Raw genomic sequence first — 16259 nt, 5'->3', positions numbered from 1 at the left:
ATGAAGATCGTCGTTCTCGGTGCCGGGGTGATCGGCGTCACCTCGGCCTATTACCTCGCCCGCGCCGGCCATGAGGTGGTGGTGCTCGACCGCCAGCCCGGCCCGGCGCTGGAGACCAGCTACGCCAATGCCGGCGAGGTCTCGCCGGGCTATTCCTCGCCCTGGGCGGCGCCGGGCATTCCGGTGAAGGCGCTCAAATGGCTGTTCATGACGCACGCGCCGCTGGTGCTGCACCCGAGGGCCGACTTCGCCACACTGCGCTGGATGGCGGCCATGCTCGCCAATTGCACAAGCGCGCGCTACGCGGTGAACAAGGGCCGCATGGTGCGCATCGCCGAGTACAGCCGCGAATGCCTGATCGCGCTGCGCGAGGAGACCGGCATCGCCTATGACGAGCGCATGCAGGGCACGTTGCAGGTGTTCCGCACCCAGAAGCAGCTCGACTCCATCGGCAAGGACATCGAGGTGCTGGCCGCCGACGGCGTGCCCTTCGAGGTGCTGGACCGGGCCGGCTGCGTCGCCGCCGAGCCGGGCCTCGCCGCCTCCGCCGACCATATCGTCGGCGGCCTGCGCCTGCCGATGGACGAGACAGGCGACTGCTTCAAGTTCACCACTGCGCTCGCCGCCCTCGCGGCGGAGATCGGCGTCTCCTTCCGCTACGGGACCGGCATACGCCGGCTGAAGGCGGAGGCCGGCCGCATCGCCGGCGTCGAGACCGATTCCGGCGATGTCGCCGCAGACGCCTATGTCGTCGCGCTCGGCAGCTATGCGCCGGCCCTGCTGGCCCCGCTCGGCCTGTCGCTGCCGGTCTACCCGGTGAAGGGCTACTCGCTCACCGTGCCGATCGTCGACGCGGCCCGCGCGCCGGTCTCCACCGTGATGGACGAGACCTACAAGGTCGCCATCACCCGGCTGGGCGAGTGCATCCGCGTCGGCGGGCTGGCCGAGATCGCCGGCTTCAATCTCGACCTGCCGGCGGCCCGGCGCGCCACGCTGGAGCATTCGGCGCGCGACCTGTTCGGCGCCGCCGGTAACTGGGAGCAGGCGCAGTTCTGGACCGGCCTCAGGCCGATGACGCCGGACGGCACCCCCGTCATCGGCCCGACGCGCTACACCAACCTGTTCCTGAACGGCGGCCACGGCACGCTGGGCTGGACCATGTCCTGCGGCTCGGCGCGCGTGCTGGCCGACCTCGTGAGCGGGCACCGCCCCGCCATCGCCGCCGAAGACCTTGCCATCGCCCGCTACGCCTGAAGTTGCAGCGGGTCGGCCTCCACAACTTTGCAGTCGAACGACCTGAAATCGCACTTGCGCGGCCGGGGCGACCTGCGCGAAATGGCTGTGCCATGATCGCACCCGAAGCATATGTCCCCGGCAGCAGCGACGTCCTGCTGGTGGTCGACATCCAGCACGATTTCTGTCCGGGCGGCGCGCTCGCCGTGCCGAGAGGCGACGAGGTCATTTCGGCGGTCAACGCCCTCGCCCGCCACTTCCCCCATGTGGTGCTGACGCAGGACTGGCACCCGTCCGGGCACCTGTCCTTCGCCTCCTCGCATCCCGGCGCGCGGCCCTACGAGACCGTCGACGTAGATTACGGCGCCCAGATCCTGTGGCCGGACCATTGCGTGCAGGGCACGCGCGGCGCCGCCTTCCGCCCGGAACTCGACGTGCCGCATGCCGAGCTGGTGCTGCGCAAGGGCTATCATCGCGGGATCGATTCCTACTCGGCCTTCTACGAGAACGACCGCCGCACCCCGACCGGCCTCGCCAGCTATCTGCGCGAGCGCGGCATCCGGCGCGTCTTCATGGCCGGGCTCGCCTTCGATTTCTGCGTGCGGTTCTCGGCGGAGGATGCCCGGCGCATCGGCTTCGACGTGGTGGTGTTCGACGATGCCTGCCGCGCCATCGATGTCGGCGGCTCGGCCGCAGCCACCTATGAGCAGTTCCAGGCGCTCGGCATCGCCTGCCATCCCTCGGCCTGCGTCACCGACGCGGCCGCGCAGCGCTGAGGGCGGCCGCGCCGTCTGCCGGCACATTGCATCCTTTTCCCGCTCCGGCGGTTCTTCTCCATAGGTACGCGCGGGACGCCACCCGCCCGAGCACCGTATCGACCTAGTGGCGCTCGCCTGGCTCGGGCGCGACGACTACGATGCCGGCGACTGGCCCGATGTGCGCGAGGAGGCGGCGCAGGCACACAACGGCCGCACCGCCGCCTATCTGCTCGGCCTGCCCCTGCTCGGCGACTTCCTGGAGGAGGGGCTGTCGCTGCTCGGCTATTCCTGCGAGGAATACGAGATCGGGCGGCTGTGAGCCCCCGCGCATGAGCTTTCCCCAATGAACCTTGCCTGATGGGTCATGTCCTCGTCGTCGGCAGCGTCAATGTCGACCGCATCCTGCGCCTTGCCGCGCCGCTGGGCGGGGGTGGGCGCGTCAGCGTCGTCGGCACCGAACTGCGCTGCGGAGGCGGGGGCTTCGCCACCGGCGCGGCGCTGCTGGCGCTCGGCCACCGGGTGAGCCTCGTCGCCACGCTGGCGGGCGACGAGGCCGGACGGGCCTGCCGGGCCGTGCTGGAGCGGCTCGGCTTCGACCTGCGCCATCTCGTCGCCAGCGAAACGCCGACCGTGCCGCTGGAGATCTTCGTCGATCCCCTGGGCGAGCGCACCATCGTGGCGCCGGCGACGAGCGAGGCGCGCCGCCTCACCGCCCTGCCGGCCATCGCCGCCGACCTCGCCTATGTCAATGTCCGCCGGGCCGACCCCGGCGTGCTGGAGGACCTCGCCCACCGCGCCCGCGTCGTCGCGCAGGTGCCGCTGGAGGCGGGCGAGCGGCGGCCGGCCGAGGTGCTGATCGCCTCCGCCTCCGACCATGCCTTCGCGCTCGGTGCGGGCGCCTTCGATCACGCGCGCCGGATCGGCGGGCCGGGGCTCAAAGCGCTGGTGGCGACCGACGGGCCCCGTCCGGTCCGGCTCTGCGAGGCTGGCGGAAACAGCGCCGTCGCGCTCGCCCCGACCGATCCGCCGGAGGATACCGCCCCCGACGCGCCGCGCGACAGCACCGGCGCCGGCGACGTCTTCGCCGCCGGCTTCATCGATGGCTGCCTGCGCGGGAGCGCCTATGCCGCCTGCGTGCGGCGCGGCAGCGAGACCGCCGCGCGCTTCCTCGCCGACCGCGACGCCTTCTGGCGCGATGCCGGGCTGGCGCTGGAAATGCGGCTAGCCACCCCTCGCCCGGCGTAAGGCGCGCGGCCGCGCCGAAAACTCACACGCGCGGATGGCTGTGCAGGCCGCCGGCCACCAGCTTGTCCCAGATCTCCTCCGCCGTGTCGGCGAACTGGAACTGCGTGCAGTCCTGCTCGCTCACCATGCCGGCGTCGATCATCGCCTGGAAATTGATGACCGAGCGCCAATAGGCCTCGTCGAACAGCACGATGCCGACCGGCGGCGCCTTGCCGGTGATGCGCAGGTTGAGGATCTCGAACAGCTCGTCCAGCGTGCCGAAGCCACCGGGGAACACCACCAGCGCGTTGGCGCGCATGGCCAGGTGCATCTTGCGCATCGCGAAATAGTGGAAGCGGAAAGTGAGCTGGGGCGTCGTGTAGGGGTTGGGCGCCTGCTCGTGCGGCAGGGAGATGTTGAAGCCGATGCTCGGCGCGGCCACCTCGAAGGCACCGCGATTGGCGGCCTCCATCAGGCCCGGCCCGCCGCCGGTGGCGATCACGTTGTCGCGGAAGCCGCCATCGGCGAGGTCGAGCGCGCCGCCGCGCTCGGAGGCGATCCGTCCGAAGGCGCGCGCCTGCTCGTAGAGCAAGGGCTGGCGGCCCGGCCCGTCCTCGCGCACCCGGGCCGAGCCGAACACCACGACGGTCGAGCGGATGCGCCAGCGCCGCAGCTCTTCCTCGGCCTTGGCGTATTCCAGCAGGAAGCGCACGCCGCGCATGGAATCGCCGAGGATGAAGTCGCGGTCGTCGGCCGGCAGCCGGTAGCTCGGATGGGCGAGCCGGCTATGGGCCGGCCGCGTGCGGTTCGCCTCGTCCTGATAGCTCACGTCGCCGTCTTTCCTTCCGTCCTTGCCCGCCACCGGCTCAATCCTCCGACGCGTCGAGTTCGTCGAGCCAGACGCGCGCCTGCGCGTCCGAGGGCGCGCGCCAGTCGCCGCGCGGCGACAGCGAGCCGCCGGCGGTGATCTTCGGCCCGTTCGGCAGCGCCGAGCGCTTGAACTGGTTGGCGAAGAACCGCTTGAGGAACACCCGCAGCCAGTGGCGGATCTCGGCGCGCGAATAGGCCCGGCGGTCCTCGGCCGGGGTGTTGGCCGGCCAGCTTCCGCGCGCGGCCTCGCCCCAGGCCCGCTCGGCGAGGAAGGCGATGCGCGAGGGGCGGAAGCCGTGGCGCGTCAGGTAGTAGAGATTGAAGTCCTGCAGCGCGTAGGGGCCAACAATCTGCTGGGTCGACTGAATGGTGGCGCCCTCATGGGCCGGCACCAGCTCCGGCGAGATTTCCGTCGCCAGCACCGCCTCCAGCACCGCGACGGTGGCCGGCGAGACATCGCCCGAGGCGGCGACGAAGCGGATCAGGTGCTGGATCAGCGTCTTCGGCACCGAGGCGTTGACGTTGTAGTGGGACATGTGGTCGCCCACGCCATAGGTGCACCAGCCGAGCCCAAGCTCGGAGAGGTCGCCGGTGCCGACCACCAGCCCGCCGCGCTGGTTGGCGAGGCGGAACAGGTAGTCGGTGCGCAGCCCCGCCTGCACGTTCTCGAAGGTCACATCGTAGACCGGCTCGCCCGCCGCGAAGGGATGGCTAAGATCGGCCAGCATCTGGCGCGCCGCCGGGCGGATGTCGATCTCGCCGGGCGTGGCGCCCAGCGCCGCGATCAGTGCCAGAGCGTTGGCGCGGGTCGCGTCCGAGGTGGCGAAGCCCGGCAGGGTGTAGGCGAGAATGTCGGTGCGCGGGCGCCCGATCAGGTCCATGGCGCGGGCCGCCACGATCAGCGCCTGCGTCGAATCGAGGCCGCCGGAGACGCCGATCACCGCATGGCGCAGCCCGGTGGTGACGAGCCGCTGGGCAAGGCCCTGCACCTGGATGTTGTAGGCCTCGTAGCATTCCTCGGCGAGGCGCGAGGCGTCCGCCGGCACATAGGGGAAACGCTCGATCAGGCGCTCCAGCGCCACCGGCGCCGCCGGCCGCTCCAGCGCGAAGGAGACCGTGCGGAAGCCGTCCACCTCGCCGCCGCCCTCGGCGCGCGCGCAGTCGCCGAAGGTGTTGGTGCGCAGCCGCTCCTGCCGCAGGCGCTCGAGGTCGACATCGGCGGCGGTCAGCGTCGGACCCTCGGGGAAGCGCGCGCTCTCGGCCAGCGCCTCGCCATTCTCGAAAATCGCCGCCTGCCCGTCCCAGGCGAGGTCTGTGGTGGATTCGCCCGGCCCGGCGGCGGCATATGCATAGGCGGCTATACACCGTGCCGAATGGCTGGCGCAGAGCAGCCGGCGGTGGCGGGCCTTGCCGATGGTGATGTTGCTGGCGGAGAGGTTGAGCAGCAGCTCGGCCCCGGCCAGCGCTGCCCGGGTCGAGGGCGGCAGCGGCACCCAGATGTCCTCGCAGATCTCGACATGGAAGGTGACGCCGACCTCGCCCTGCGCGCGGAACAGCAGGTCGTCGCCGAACGGCGCCTGCCGGCCGGCGACGGCAATCGTGCCGCGCGTGCCGATGCCGGGCGCGAAATGCCGGCGCTCGTAGAATTCGCGGTAATTGGGCAGGTAGCTCTTGGGCACCACGCCCAGCACCTCGCCGCGATGGATCACCAGCGCCGTGTTGAAGAGCTGGCCGGCCCGGCGCAGCGGCGCGCCGACCACCAGTACGGGGTGGAGCGCGCGCGAGGCCTCGACGATCTGCCCGATCGCCGTCTCCACCCGGTCGAGCAGCGCGTCCTGCAGCAGCAGGTCGTCGATGGCGTAGGAGGACAGGCCAAGCTCGGGAAACAGCAGCACGGCGGCGCCGCGCCGGTCGCCCTCGCGCGCCAGCTCCAGATGCGCCTCGACCGCGAAGGCGGGATCGGCGACACGGCCGCGCGGCACGCAGGCGCCCACGCGCAGGAAGCCGTGGCGGTAAAGGCAGTCTGTGTCGGCCATCCCATCCTCGCAGGCACCGGGGCGCCCGCCGGAGGGGCGCGCGAACCGGCGCGATATTTACCCGCCGGGCGCCGCGTGGAAAGCCGCGCGCGCGGCGGGCGTGCGTTTCCTGCGCTTTTGGTGAACCGACGGGGGCTGGCGGCGCGCGGCACTTGTGCATCGGTACCGGCGATACCGAAAACCGCTTGACAAAGGCGCGGCTTCACGCAAGCCTAAGAAAAGAGCGGCGGGCAAAGATGCCCAATGTCGCGGCAATCTCGGTGAACATTTCCAACGACAGTGTCTCTTTCGGGCGCTGCGGGTTGGTGGCAACGACGCCCACGGTCGAGAGACCGGCGGGCGTTTTTTGTTTTGGTCGGAACAGATGACGTCGAAGCACTACCGCATCGGAGTGATGTTCTCCACCACCGGCCCGTACAGCGTGGTGGCGCGCTCCATGCTGAACGGCGCGCTGCTGGCGGTGGCCGAGCAGCCGGCGGGCGTCGTCATCGAGCCGGTCGTGGTCAATCCGGGCGGCGATCTGGCGAGCTACGCGGCGCAGAGCCGCGATCTGCTGAACGCCGGCATCCGCCACGTGGTCGGCTGCTACACCTCCTCCAGCCGCAAGGAGGTGATCCCCTGCTTCGAGAAGCACGACGCGCTGCTCTGGTACCCCTCCCATTACGAGGGCTTCGAGAGTTCCAACAACGTCATCTACACCGGCGCCTCGCCGAACCAGCACGTGCTTCCGCTGGTCGATCACATGCTCGCCAATGTCGGATCGAGCGCCTTCTGCGTCGGCTCGAACTATATCTGGGCGTGGGAGAACACCCGCATCTTCCGCGAGGCGATGATGGCGCGCGGCGCCCGCGTGCTCGCCGAGCGCTACGTGCCGGTCGGCGACACAGAGCTTGAGCAGGTGGTCGAGGCGATCATCGAGGCGCGGCCCGCCTTCGTGTTCAACAACCTGATCGGCACCAGCAACTACGCCTTCTTCCGCGCCTTCCGCACCGCCTGCCTCAAGCGCGGCATCGACCAGCCCCGCATCATCCCGGTGGCAAGCTGCACGCTGTCCGAGCCGGAGCTGGAGGAGATCGGCGCGCAGGCGGTCGACGGGCATCTGAGCTCCAGCGTCTATTTCTCCTCGCTCGGCTCGCCCGCCAACGGCGCCTTCACCCGCTCCTATCGCGACACCTTCCCGGAAGGTCCCTCGACCTCGGCCGATGCGGAAGCCTCCTACATCGCGATGAAGCTGCTGCTGCTCGCCCTCGCCGAGACCGGCACTGACGACGTCGAGGCAGTCAAGGCGGCGGTCACGCGCCAGCGCCTCGCCGCCCCGCAGGGCGACGTGCATATCGACCCGCAAACCCTGCATGCCTATCTGACGCCACGAATTGGCGTTTCAAACGCGTCCGCGCGCTTCGACATCCTCGTCGAGGCGCCGGGCCCGGTCCGTCCCGACCCCTATCTCGTCCAGTCGTCGCCGCGCTATGCGGTCGCTTCCCGCAACTCTTCACTGAGAGTGGTAAAGTGATGGCTCCTCGACTGCTCCAGAATTTCAATGGCGGCCGGGCGTATATCGTCACGTCCAGTCTCACGGCCGTGGAATCGCTGCAGACCACGCTGGGCAAGCTCGGCGTCACCTCGCACTGCCCGCCGCTGGTGGACGGGCGCGCCGATCTCGACATCGGCGCCATGCAGGTCGAGCGCGACATCCTCTTCATCGACGGCGACCTCGACAATCCGGTCGCCCTCGACATCGACGCCGGCTCGCGTCAGCCGCCGGTGCCGATCATCGGCCTGGTCGGCGTGGAAGCGCCGAGCCGGCTCAAGCAGCTGGTGAATCTCGGCGCCACGGCCTTCCTGCGCAAGCCCGTGCAGGGCGCGGCCGTCTACACCGCCCTGTTCCTCGGCATCAACCAGTTCCTGTTGCGCGGCGACCTGCGGGCGCGGCTCGACGACATGGATCGCCGCCGGCGCGGCCGCCGCGCGGTGGTGAAGGCCATCATCGCCCGAATGAACGACACGGGCGTCGATGACGACGAAGCCTATGAATGGCTTCGGCGCGAAAGCATGCGCTCGCGGCTGGTCCTCGAGGACTACTGCGAGGCTTTCATGAAGACGAGGGCCGCCGCCCTCGAAAAACCGGGGCAACGTCTCCCCGAGAGCCGCAGCGCGGAAACAAGATAACCTTTCACAGGAGAATAAAATGACTGGGAAGACCATGCGGGGGCTGCGCGCCGCGGCCCTCACGGGGACGCTTTTGCTCAGCGTCGCCCATGCTTACGCCGCCGACCCGATCAAGCTCGGCGTGCTCGAGGACCAGTCCGGCGACTTCGCCGCCGCGACCATCGGCAAGGTGCACGCCATCCAGCTCGCCGCCGAGGAGATCAACAAGGCCGGCGGCATCATGGGCCGCCCGCTGGAGCTGGTGATCTACGACACCCAGTCCGACAACACCCGCTACCAGGAATTCATGCGCCGCGTGCTCCAGCGCGACAAGGTGGACGCCGTGTTCGCCGGCTTCTCCTCGGCCTCCCGCGAGGCCTACCGCCCGATCGTCAACCAGTTCGACGGACTGGCCTTCTACAACAACCAGTATGAAGGCGGCGTCTGCGACGCCAACATGATCGTCACCGGCGCGGTGCCCGAGCAGCAGTTCTCGACCCTCATCCCGTGGATGATGGAGAAGTACGGCAAGAAGGTCTACACGCTCGCCGCCGACTACAATTTCGGCCAGATCTCGGCCGAGTGGGTGCGCAACATCGTCAAGGAGCACGGCGGCGAGATGGTCGGCGAGGACTTCATCCCGCTCGGCGTGTCGCAGTTCTCCCAGAACATCCAGAACATCCAGAAGGCCAAGCCGGACTTCGTGGTGACGCTGCTGGTCGGCACCGCCCAGGCCTCCTATTACGAGCAGGCCGCCTCCGCCAATGTGAACCTGCCGATGGCCTCCTCGGTCAATGTCGGCCAGGGCTACGAGCACAAGCGCTTCAAGCCGCCATCGCTCAAGGACATGTACGTCACCACCAACTACATCGAGGAAATCGACAGCCCGGCCTCGAAGGCGTTCTTCGCCAAGTTCAAGGCGAAGTTCCCGGATGAGCCCTACGTCAACCAGGAAGCCGAGAACTCCTACCTCGCCGTCTATCTCTACAAGCAGATGATCGAGCGCGCGAAGTCGACCAAGCGCGACGACCTGCGCAAGGAAATCGCCAAGGGCGACGTCTGCATGGACGCCCCCGAGGGCAAGGTCTGCCTCGACCCCAAGAGCCAGCACATGTCCCACACCATCTATCTGGCGAAGGTCGGCGAGGATCACTCGATCTCCTTCCCGAAGGTCTGGGAAGACATCAAGCCGTACTGGCTGGGCGAGGCCGGCTGCGACCTGACCAAGAGCGACCCGAGCGCGCAGTACACGCCCTCGAACCCGCCGCCGAAGAACTGAGCGGTCGATCTCTCCCTCTCCCCCACGGGGAGAGGGTTGGGGTGAGGGGGTAGCACGCTCAGCACCCCGTCCTGGCCCCTCACCGACCCGCTGCGCGGGCCACCTCTCCCCATCGGGGAGAGGCAATAGAGTGCCCATCCCCTCACGGATGCCGCCCCGTTCCCTTCGGCGGCATCCGCAAGCATCGCCCCGGCTGTGCCCCCCCTAGCCTGAGCCGGGGCGATCGCCTTTCCCGCCCGCCGCCGACGGACCGACCGGCGGCGCGCCCCTTCGACGTCGAGAACTCACGAGGCCCCGCCGCACATGGATGTCGGAACCTTCCTCTTCTCCGCGCTCTACCAGTTCGGCGACGCCTTCGCCTTCCTGGTCCTGTCCGCCTGCGGCCTCGCCGTCATCTTCGGCATGATGGGGGTGATCAACCTCGCCCATGGCGAGTTCATCATGTGCGGCGCCTATGTCACCGTCTCGGCCGCCCATGCCGGGGTGCCGCTGCCCTTCGCCATCGCCATCGGCGCGCTGGTCTCCGGGCTTGTCGGCGCGGTGGTGGAGGTGCTGGTGATCCGCCATCTCTACGAGAGACCGCTCGACACCATCGTCGCCACATGGGGCCTCAGCCTGATCGGCACACAGGGCACGCTGATCCTGCTCGGCTCCACCATGGCGGGCGTGGGCACGCCCTTCGGCAGCTTCACGGTCGGCGACTATTCCTATTCGATCTACCGCCTCGTGCTGTTCACCATGGCAGTGGCGGTGCTGGCCGCGCTCTACGCGCTGTTCAACTGGACCCGCTTCGGCGTCATGGCCCGCGCCACCATCCAGGTGCCGCACATGGCCGCCGCGCTCGGCGTCGACACCCGCCTCGTCTACAGCCTGACCTTCGCCCTCGGCGCGGGGCTGGCCGGCCTCGCCGGCGGGCTCTACGCCCCCACCATGACGCTGGTGCCGACCATGGGTACCACCTTCATCATGGAAGCCTTCGTGACCGTGGTGGTCGGCGGCGCCGACGTCTTCCTCGGCACGGCGCCGGCGGCGGCGGTGCTCGCCGTGGTCAAGGCGACCATGACCTCCTGGTACGGCCAGCTCTTCGGCCAGATCGGCCTGCTGCTCGCCGTCATCGTCGTCATCCGGGTGCTGCCGCGCGGCATCTCCGGCTTCCTTCTGCGCGAGCGCGCCTGAAACGGGACAGGAAACACTTTCATGAACGCGCTCTCCCGTTTCTTCCGCCGCCTCGAAGGCCCGCAGACGCTGGGCCGCGGCCCGGCCTTCTGGGTCGGCTTCGTCCTCGTGCTGGCCGCCGCCTGCGCCTATCCGCAGTTCTCGGACGGCTACACGGTCGGCAACACGGTGTACTTCTTCACCTGGATCTTCATGGCGCTCGGCCTGTGCCTGATCTGGGGCTATGGCGGCTCGCTCAGCTTCGGCCAGACCGCCTTCTTCGGCATTGCCGGCTACAGCTACGGCATCCTCACCATCAATTTCGGCGCCGCCTACGGCTTCACCCTGGTGGCGCTGCTGCTGGCGGTGGCGGTCGGCGCGCTGTTCGCGGCACTGCTCGGCTACTTCCTGTTCTTCGGCCGCATCTCCGGCGTGTTCCTCGGCATCGTCACCCTGTCGGTGACGCTAGTGCTGGAGCGCTTCATGGCGCAGACCGCCGGTCCCGAATGGAAGATCGGCGCGGCGCGGCTGAACGGCTTCAACGGCATGAGCAACATGCCTCCGATCACCCTGCCCTGGCCCGGCGGCGACCTCGTGCTGTTCCCCGATGTCGAGCTTTATTATTTCGTGCTCGGCCTGCTGGTCGTCGTCTATCTCGGCCTGCGCATTCTGGTGAACTCGCCCTTCGGCAACATCCTCGTCGCCATCCGCGAGAACCCCGAGCGCGCCGAGATGCTCGGCTACGACATCCGCAAATACCAGCTCGGCGCCTTCGTCATCGGCGCGGCGCTGGCCGGCCTGTCGGGCGTGCTCTACACGAGCTGGGGCCAGTACATCACGCCCTCCTCCATGGGCATGACCGCCGCGGCGCTGCCCATCGTCTGGGTGGCGGTCGGCGGACGCTCCGACCTCACCACCACGCTGGTCGGCACCGTCACCGTGCTCGCCGTGTTCCAGGCGCTCACCATCCATGGCAGCCAGTACGCGCTGGTGGCGATGGGCGTGATGCTGGTGCTCACCGTGCTGCTGGCGCCCTCGGGCCTCATCTTCGCGCTCGCCCGGCTGATCGCCCGGCCCTTCTCCAAGCGTCAGTCGGGAGACGCCTGATGCCCCTCATCGAAACCCGCGCCCTCAACAAGCGTTTCGGCGGCCTGCACGTCACCAACAATGTCGACCTCGCGCTCGAGGCCGGCGAGGTGCACTGCCTGATCGGGCCAAACGGCGCCGGCAAGTCGACGCTGTTCCGCCTCATCCTCGGCGAGCATTCCCCCTCCAGCGGGGCGATCCTGTTCGCCGGCGAGGACATCACCGCCCTCAAGCCGTTCCAGCGCATCCGCCGCGGCATGAGCGTGAAATTTCAGGTGCCCGGCATCTTCAAGGCGCTGAGCGTGCGCCAGAACCTTGAGATCGCGATGCAGCACCACTACCCGCCGGCCTCGCTGGGCGAGGAGATCGACAAGCTGCTCGCCTTCCTCAACCTGTCCGCCGACGCGACGCGCCTCGCCGGCAACCTGTCGCACGGCCAGAAGCAGTGGCTGGAGATCGGCATGGCGATCAGCCTCAAGCCGCGCCTCCTGCTGCTCGACGAGCCGACCGCTGGCATGTCGCCGGAGGAGACCCACGCCACCGGCGAGATGGTCAAGCGCCTCAACGCCGAGGGCATGACCGTGCTCGCCGTCGAGCACGACATGGCCTTCGTGCGGCAGGTCGCCGACAAGGTGACGGTGCTGCATCTGGGCCGGGTGTTCGCGCAGGGCTCGATCGACGAGATCGTCGCCAATGAGGACGTCGCCGCCATCTATCTCGGCCAGACCACCGCGCACGAGACCGCTCACGAGGCGCCGGGAGGGCTCCATGCGTAAGGAAATCATGCTCTCCACCCTTGGCCTGCGGGCCGGCTATGGCGGCAAGCCGGTGCTGCAGGGGCTCGACCTCGAAGTGCGCGAGGGCGAGATCGTCGCCGTGATCGGGCGCAACGGCGTCGGCAAGTCGACGCTGATGAAAAGCCTGATCGGCCTCGTGCCGACGATGGAGGGTTCCATCGTCTACCGCGACAAGCCGGTCGAGCAGCTCACCGCCTTCCGCCGCGCCCGGCTCGGCATCGGCTACGTGCCGCAGGGCCGCGACGTGTTCCCGCGCCTTTCCGTCGGCGAAAACATCGCCGTCGGCGGCATGCGCAAGGGCGGCGTCAGCGACGCCGACCGCGAGCGCGTGCTGAGCTATTTCCCGATCCTCAAGGAGCGCTGGGGCCAGCGCGCCGGCACCATGTCGGGCGGCCAGCAGCAGCAGCTCGCCATCGGCCGGGTGCTGGTCGCCAACCCCTCGCTGGTGCTGCTCGACGAACCGTCCGAGGGCATCCAGCCCAACATCGTGCAGGACATCGCCCGCATCATGGTGCAGCTCAACAGGGATACCGGCGTCACCGTCGTCCTCGTTGAGCAGAACATCGACATGATCCGGGCGATGGCCCAGCGCTGCTACGTCATGGACAAGGGCCGCATCGTCGCCGAACTCGAGCGCGAGGCGCTCGCCGATGGCGAGGCCATGCGTCGCCATCTCGCCGTCTGACAGCCAGTATCCAAGGAGAAAATCATGTCCTGGCTCGAGAACTCCATCCTGGCTCGCAAAGGCCTCGCCAAGGGCAAGGCGGGCACCACCCACGAGATCACCGAAGCGGTGCAGGGCAAGTACCACTATGTCTACGGCCCCTATGTCGACCCGGTGATCCGCGTCGACCCGGGCGCGGTCGTCGCCGCCGAGACGCATGACGCCTTCGAGGGCGCCATCAAGCACGAGACCGACAACCCGCTCGAAATCCTCAACTTCCCCTATCTCAACCCGCAGAACGGGCCGATCTTCGTCAACGGGGCGGAGAAGGGCGACACGCTCGCGGTCTACATCAAGTCCATCGTCCCGCGCGGCGAGCAGCCCCGCGGCACCACGCTGATCATGCCGGAATTCGGCGGCCTCGTGCCGACCGGCGACACCGCCATGCTCAACGCGCCGCTGCCGATCAAGGTCAAGAAGCTGCATGTCGATGCCGAGACCGGCACCAAATGGAGCGACAAGATCACCCTGCCCTACGTGCCCTTCATCGGCACCATCGGCACCTCGCCGGAAATCGAGGCGATCACCTCGCTGCAACCGGACTATTACGGCGGCAACATGGACCTGCCGGATGTCGGCATGGATTCGGTGATCTACCTGCCGGTGAACACCAAGGGCGGCCTGCTCTATCTCGGCGACTGCCACGCCACCCAGGGCGACGGCGAACTGTGCGGCGTGGCGCTGGAGCACCCCACCGTCACCACCATCCAGATCGACCTGATCAAGGGCTGGACCATCCGCACGCCGCGGCTGGAGACCAAGGACTTCATCATGTCCATCGGCTCCACCCGGCCGATGGAGGACGCCGCCCGCATGGCCTATCGCGACCTCATCCGCTGGATGGCGGCCGATTACGGCTTCGACGAGATCGAGGCCTACATGCTGCTGACCCAGTGCGGCCGCGTGCGCCTCGGCAACATGGTGGACCCCAAATACACGATGGGCGCCTCCATCCTGAAGTCGTACCTCACGCCCTGAGCCGGGCAGCCCCCTCTCCCCGTGGGGGAGAGGGTCGGGGTGAGGGGCATCGACCGAGGCAACGCCGCCGCCCCTCACCGACCCGCTTCGCGGGCCACCTCTCCCCGTGGGGGAGAGGTCACGTGCGGCGGGCCACCGCTCTGCACAGCCTTCAGCCATTCCACAACGGCCCCCGCCCGACAGGGCGGGGCGCCGAACGCCCCCTGCTGCCCCGGAGAGAGCCGATGACCACCCCGCTCAAGGTCGCCGCCGTCCAGTTCGAGCCCACCATGTTCGAGAAGGAGCGCAACGTCGCCCGCCTGCTGGAGCTGGTCCACGAGGCCGCCGGCGCCGGCGCCAGGCTCATCGTCACGCCGGAAATGGGCACGACCGGCTATTGCTGGTTCGACCGCGCCGAGGTGGCGCCCTTCGTCGAGCCGATCCCCGGCCCGACCACCGACCGCTTCGCCGCCGCCGCCCGCGCGCTGGGCGTGCACATCGTCATCGGCATGCCCGAGGTCGATCCGCAGACGAACCTCTATTACAACGCCGCCGTGCTGATCGGCCCCGAGGGCATCGTCGGCACCCACCGCAAGACGCACCCCTACATCGCCGAGCCGAAATGGGCGACGCCGGGCGATCTCGGCCACAAGGTGTTCGACACCCCGGTCGGGCGCATCGCCCTGCTGGTGTGCATGGACATCCATTTCGTCGAGACCGCGCGCCTCGCCGGTCTCCAGGGCGCCGACATCATCTGCCACATCTCGAACTGGCTGGCCGAGCGCACGCCCGCGCCCTACTGGATCACGAGGGCGATGGAGAATGGCTGCTACCTCATCGAATCCAACCGCTGGGGTCTGGAGCGCACGGTGCAGTTCTCCGGCGGCAGCTGCGTCATCGGGCCGGACGGCGCTATCGAGGCGGTGATCGACTCCGGCGACGGCATCGCCCTCGCCGATATCGACCTGGAGCGCGCCCGCGCCCGCCGCGTGCTCGGCGAGGAGGTGTTCGCGCAGCGCCGGCCCGAACTCTACATGGAGCTGCCGATCGGCACCCATGCGTGGAACCCGCTCGACTTCTTCGGCCTCTATGGCCACCGCCCGCTGCCGCCCGGCCGGCGCTCGCGCGTCGCCGTCGCCCAGTTCGCCCCGGCGGGAGATGTCGCCGCCAACCTCGCCCGCATCGAGGAACTGGCGGCGCGCGCGGCGCGCGAGGAGGGCGCCGAGCTCGTCGTCTTCCCCGAGCGCGCGCTCACCGGCCTCGACGCGCCGGCCGCCGTGCTGATCGACGGGGAGGCGGTGGCCGGCCTGCTCGCCATCGCGGCACGGCACGGCGTGCACCTCGTCGCCGGCCTTGCCGAGAGCGAGGGCGGCACGCTCTACAACAGCGCCGTGCTGGTCGGCCCGCAGGGCGTGATCGGGCGCTACCGCAAGACCCATCTCGACGCCACCGACCACAATTGGGCGACGCCCGGCGACGACTGGGGCGTGTTCGACACCCGATTCGGCCGGATCGGCATGCTGATCGGCCACGACGCCGCCTTCCCCGAAGCCGGGCGCGTGCAGGCGCTGCGCGGCTGCGACCTCATCGTCTGCCCGGCGGCGCTGCGCGGCAGCTTCACCGCGCCGCATGCCGGCTCGCAAGTGGCGCAGAACTACCCGATCCCGACCGGCGCCGACCCGCATCACTGGCACCTGATGCGCGCCCGCGCCGGCGAGAACAACGTCTTCCTCGCCTTCGCCAACGTGCTCGACGAGGCCGCCGGCTATGCCGGCAAAAGCGGCGTGTTCGGCCCCGATACCTTCGAGTTCCCGCGCCGCGAGGTCATACTCGGCGCCGGCGAGGGCGTCGTCGCCACCGAAATCGACACCACCAACCTCGACACGCGCTACCCGACCAATGTGGTGCGGCGCAAGGATCTCGTGGTCATGCGCCTGCCCCACCACTACCAGCCGCTGGTCCGCTGAATCGAAACGGCCGCTTTCCGTCCGG

General features: G+C 69.1%; 15 protein-coding genes. 13 read left to right on the top strand and 2 right to left on the bottom strand.

The genetic code is table 11. The features are described from left to right. From GBB76_RS14260 to GBB76_RS14245, 4 genes are all read left to right on the top strand, one after another. Positions 1-1254 (top strand): D-amino acid dehydrogenase, encoded by a 1254-nt coding sequence (locus GBB76_RS14260; RefSeq protein WP_152303914.1) that lies wholly within the window; start codon positions 1-3, stop codon positions 1252-1254. 92 nt (positions 1255-1346) lie between these two features. After that, the gene (pncA, locus tag GBB76_RS14255; RefSeq protein ID WP_152303913.1) at positions 1347-2009 is read left to right on the top strand and encodes a bifunctional nicotinamidase/pyrazinamidase; all 663 of its coding nucleotides are present in this window, start codon (positions 1347-1349) and stop codon (positions 2007-2009) included. A gap of 97 nt (positions 2010-2106) precedes the next feature. After that, positions 2107-2310 carry a DUF3775 domain-containing protein gene (locus GBB76_RS14250; RefSeq protein WP_256366660.1) on the top strand — a complete coding sequence of 68 codons (204 nt, stop codon included), beginning with the start codon at positions 2107-2109 and terminating at the stop codon, positions 2308-2310. A 38-nt stretch (positions 2311-2348) separates the two neighbouring features. After that, a complete protein-coding gene (locus GBB76_RS14245) occupies positions 2349-3236 on the top strand; it encodes a PfkB family carbohydrate kinase (RefSeq protein ID WP_152303912.1) in 888 nt (295 codons plus the stop codon). Positions 3237-3258: 22 nt separating this feature from the next. Here GBB76_RS14245 and GBB76_RS14240 read toward each other — a convergent pair whose 3' ends face one another. Beyond that, entirely contained in the window at positions 3259-3936 is a 678-nt protein-coding gene (locus GBB76_RS14240) for an LOG family protein (protein WP_202911241.1), read from the bottom strand. A 145-nt stretch (positions 3937-4081) separates the two neighbouring features. Then, complete coding sequence (locus GBB76_RS14235) at positions 4082-6121, bottom strand: NAD(+) synthase (protein WP_152303910.1); 2040 nt, start codon at positions 6119-6121, stop codon at positions 4082-4084. A 364-nt stretch (positions 6122-6485) separates the two neighbouring features. On the opposite strand from GBB76_RS14235, the gene GBB76_RS14230 reads away from it, so the two are divergent. The 9 genes from GBB76_RS14230 (at position 6486) to GBB76_RS14190 (ending at position 16234) form a co-directional block, all read left to right on the top strand. Then, positions 6486-7634 carry a transporter substrate-binding domain-containing protein gene (locus GBB76_RS14230; protein WP_202911108.1) on the top strand — a complete coding sequence of 383 codons (1149 nt, stop codon included), beginning with the start codon at positions 6486-6488 and terminating at the stop codon, positions 7632-7634. Next, positions 7634-8290, top strand: coding sequence for an ANTAR domain-containing response regulator (locus tag GBB76_RS14225; protein WP_152303909.1), 657 nt, complete (start codon positions 7634-7636; stop codon positions 8288-8290). The genes GBB76_RS14230 and GBB76_RS14225 overlap by 1 nt, the downstream gene beginning before the upstream one ends. A 19-nt stretch (positions 8291-8309) precedes the next feature. Next, a complete protein-coding gene (locus tag GBB76_RS14220) occupies positions 8310-9548 on the top strand; it encodes an urea ABC transporter substrate-binding protein (RefSeq protein WP_152303908.1) in 1239 nt (412 codons plus the stop codon). Between the two features lie 303 nt (positions 9549-9851). Continuing rightward, positions 9852-10724 (top strand): branched-chain amino acid ABC transporter permease, encoded by an 873-nt coding sequence (locus GBB76_RS14215; RefSeq protein WP_152303907.1) that lies wholly within the window; start codon positions 9852-9854, stop codon positions 10722-10724. A gap of 21 nt (positions 10725-10745) precedes the next feature. Beyond that, positions 10746-11810, top strand: coding sequence for a branched-chain amino acid ABC transporter permease (locus tag GBB76_RS14210; protein WP_152303906.1), 1065 nt, complete (start codon positions 10746-10748; stop codon positions 11808-11810). After that, positions 11810-12565 (top strand): ABC transporter ATP-binding protein, encoded by a 756-nt coding sequence (locus GBB76_RS14205; protein ID WP_152303905.1) that lies wholly within the window; start codon positions 11810-11812, stop codon positions 12563-12565. The genes GBB76_RS14210 and GBB76_RS14205 overlap by 1 nt, the downstream gene beginning before the upstream one ends. Then, the gene (locus GBB76_RS14200; RefSeq protein WP_152303904.1) at positions 12558-13271 is read left to right on the top strand and encodes an ABC transporter ATP-binding protein; all 714 of its coding nucleotides are present in this window, start codon (positions 12558-12560) and stop codon (positions 13269-13271) included. Before GBB76_RS14205 ends, GBB76_RS14200 begins: the two co-directional genes overlap by 8 nt. Before the next feature lie 24 nt (positions 13272-13295). After that, positions 13296-14288, top strand: coding sequence for an acetamidase/formamidase family protein (locus GBB76_RS14195; RefSeq protein WP_152303903.1), 993 nt, complete (start codon positions 13296-13298; stop codon positions 14286-14288). Positions 14289-14512: 224 nt separating this feature from the next. Then, entirely contained in the window at positions 14513-16234 is a 1722-nt protein-coding gene (locus tag GBB76_RS14190; RefSeq protein ID WP_152303902.1) for a nitrilase-related carbon-nitrogen hydrolase, read from the top strand. Positions 16235-16259: the final 25 nt, after the last annotated feature.

This window comes from Ancylobacter sp. TS-1 (assembly GCF_009223885.1).
In the GTDB taxonomy this organism is placed as follows: Bacteria; Pseudomonadota; Alphaproteobacteria; order Rhizobiales; family Xanthobacteraceae; genus Ancylobacter.
The sequence above is the reverse complement of the archived record's forward strand: the minus strand, read 5'-3'. Positions and strand labels throughout refer to the sequence as shown.

Bases quoted from the DNA above. Each gene is read 5' to 3' on its own strand.
- GBB76_RS14260 (WP_152303914.1), top strand. From the start codon at position 1: ATGAAGATCGTCGTTCTCGGTGCCGGGGTGATCGGCGTCACCTCGGCC.
- pncA (WP_152303913.1), top strand. From the start codon at position 1,347: ATGATCGCACCCGAAGCATATGTCCCCGGCAGCAGCGACGTCCTGCTG.
- GBB76_RS14245 (WP_152303912.1), top strand. From the start codon at position 2,349: ATGGGTCATGTCCTCGTCGTCGGCAGCGTCAATGTCGACCGCATCCTG.
- GBB76_RS14240 (WP_202911241.1), bottom strand. From the start codon at position 3,936: ATGCGCGGCGTGCGCTTCCTGCTGGAATACGCCAAGGCCGAGGAAGAG.
- GBB76_RS14235 (WP_152303910.1), bottom strand. From the start codon at position 6,121: ATGGCCGACACAGACTGCCTTTACCGCCACGGCTTCCTGCGCGTGGGC.
- GBB76_RS14230 (WP_202911108.1), top strand. From the start codon at position 6,486: ATGACGTCGAAGCACTACCGCATCGGAGTGATGTTCTCCACCACCGGC.
- GBB76_RS14225 (WP_152303909.1), top strand. From the start codon at position 7,634: ATGGCTCCTCGACTGCTCCAGAATTTCAATGGCGGCCGGGCGTATATC.
- GBB76_RS14220 (WP_152303908.1), top strand. From the start codon at position 8,310: ATGACTGGGAAGACCATGCGGGGGCTGCGCGCCGCGGCCCTCACGGGG.
- GBB76_RS14215 (WP_152303907.1), top strand. From the start codon at position 9,852: ATGGATGTCGGAACCTTCCTCTTCTCCGCGCTCTACCAGTTCGGCGAC.
- GBB76_RS14210 (WP_152303906.1), top strand. From the start codon at position 10,746: ATGAACGCGCTCTCCCGTTTCTTCCGCCGCCTCGAAGGCCCGCAGACG.
- GBB76_RS14205 (WP_152303905.1), top strand. From the start codon at position 11,810: ATGCCCCTCATCGAAACCCGCGCCCTCAACAAGCGTTTCGGCGGCCTG.
- GBB76_RS14200 (WP_152303904.1), top strand. From the start codon at position 12,558: ATGCGTAAGGAAATCATGCTCTCCACCCTTGGCCTGCGGGCCGGCTAT.
- GBB76_RS14195 (WP_152303903.1), top strand. From the start codon at position 13,296: ATGTCCTGGCTCGAGAACTCCATCCTGGCTCGCAAAGGCCTCGCCAAG.
- GBB76_RS14190 (WP_152303902.1), top strand. From the start codon at position 14,513: ATGACCACCCCGCTCAAGGTCGCCGCCGTCCAGTTCGAGCCCACCATG.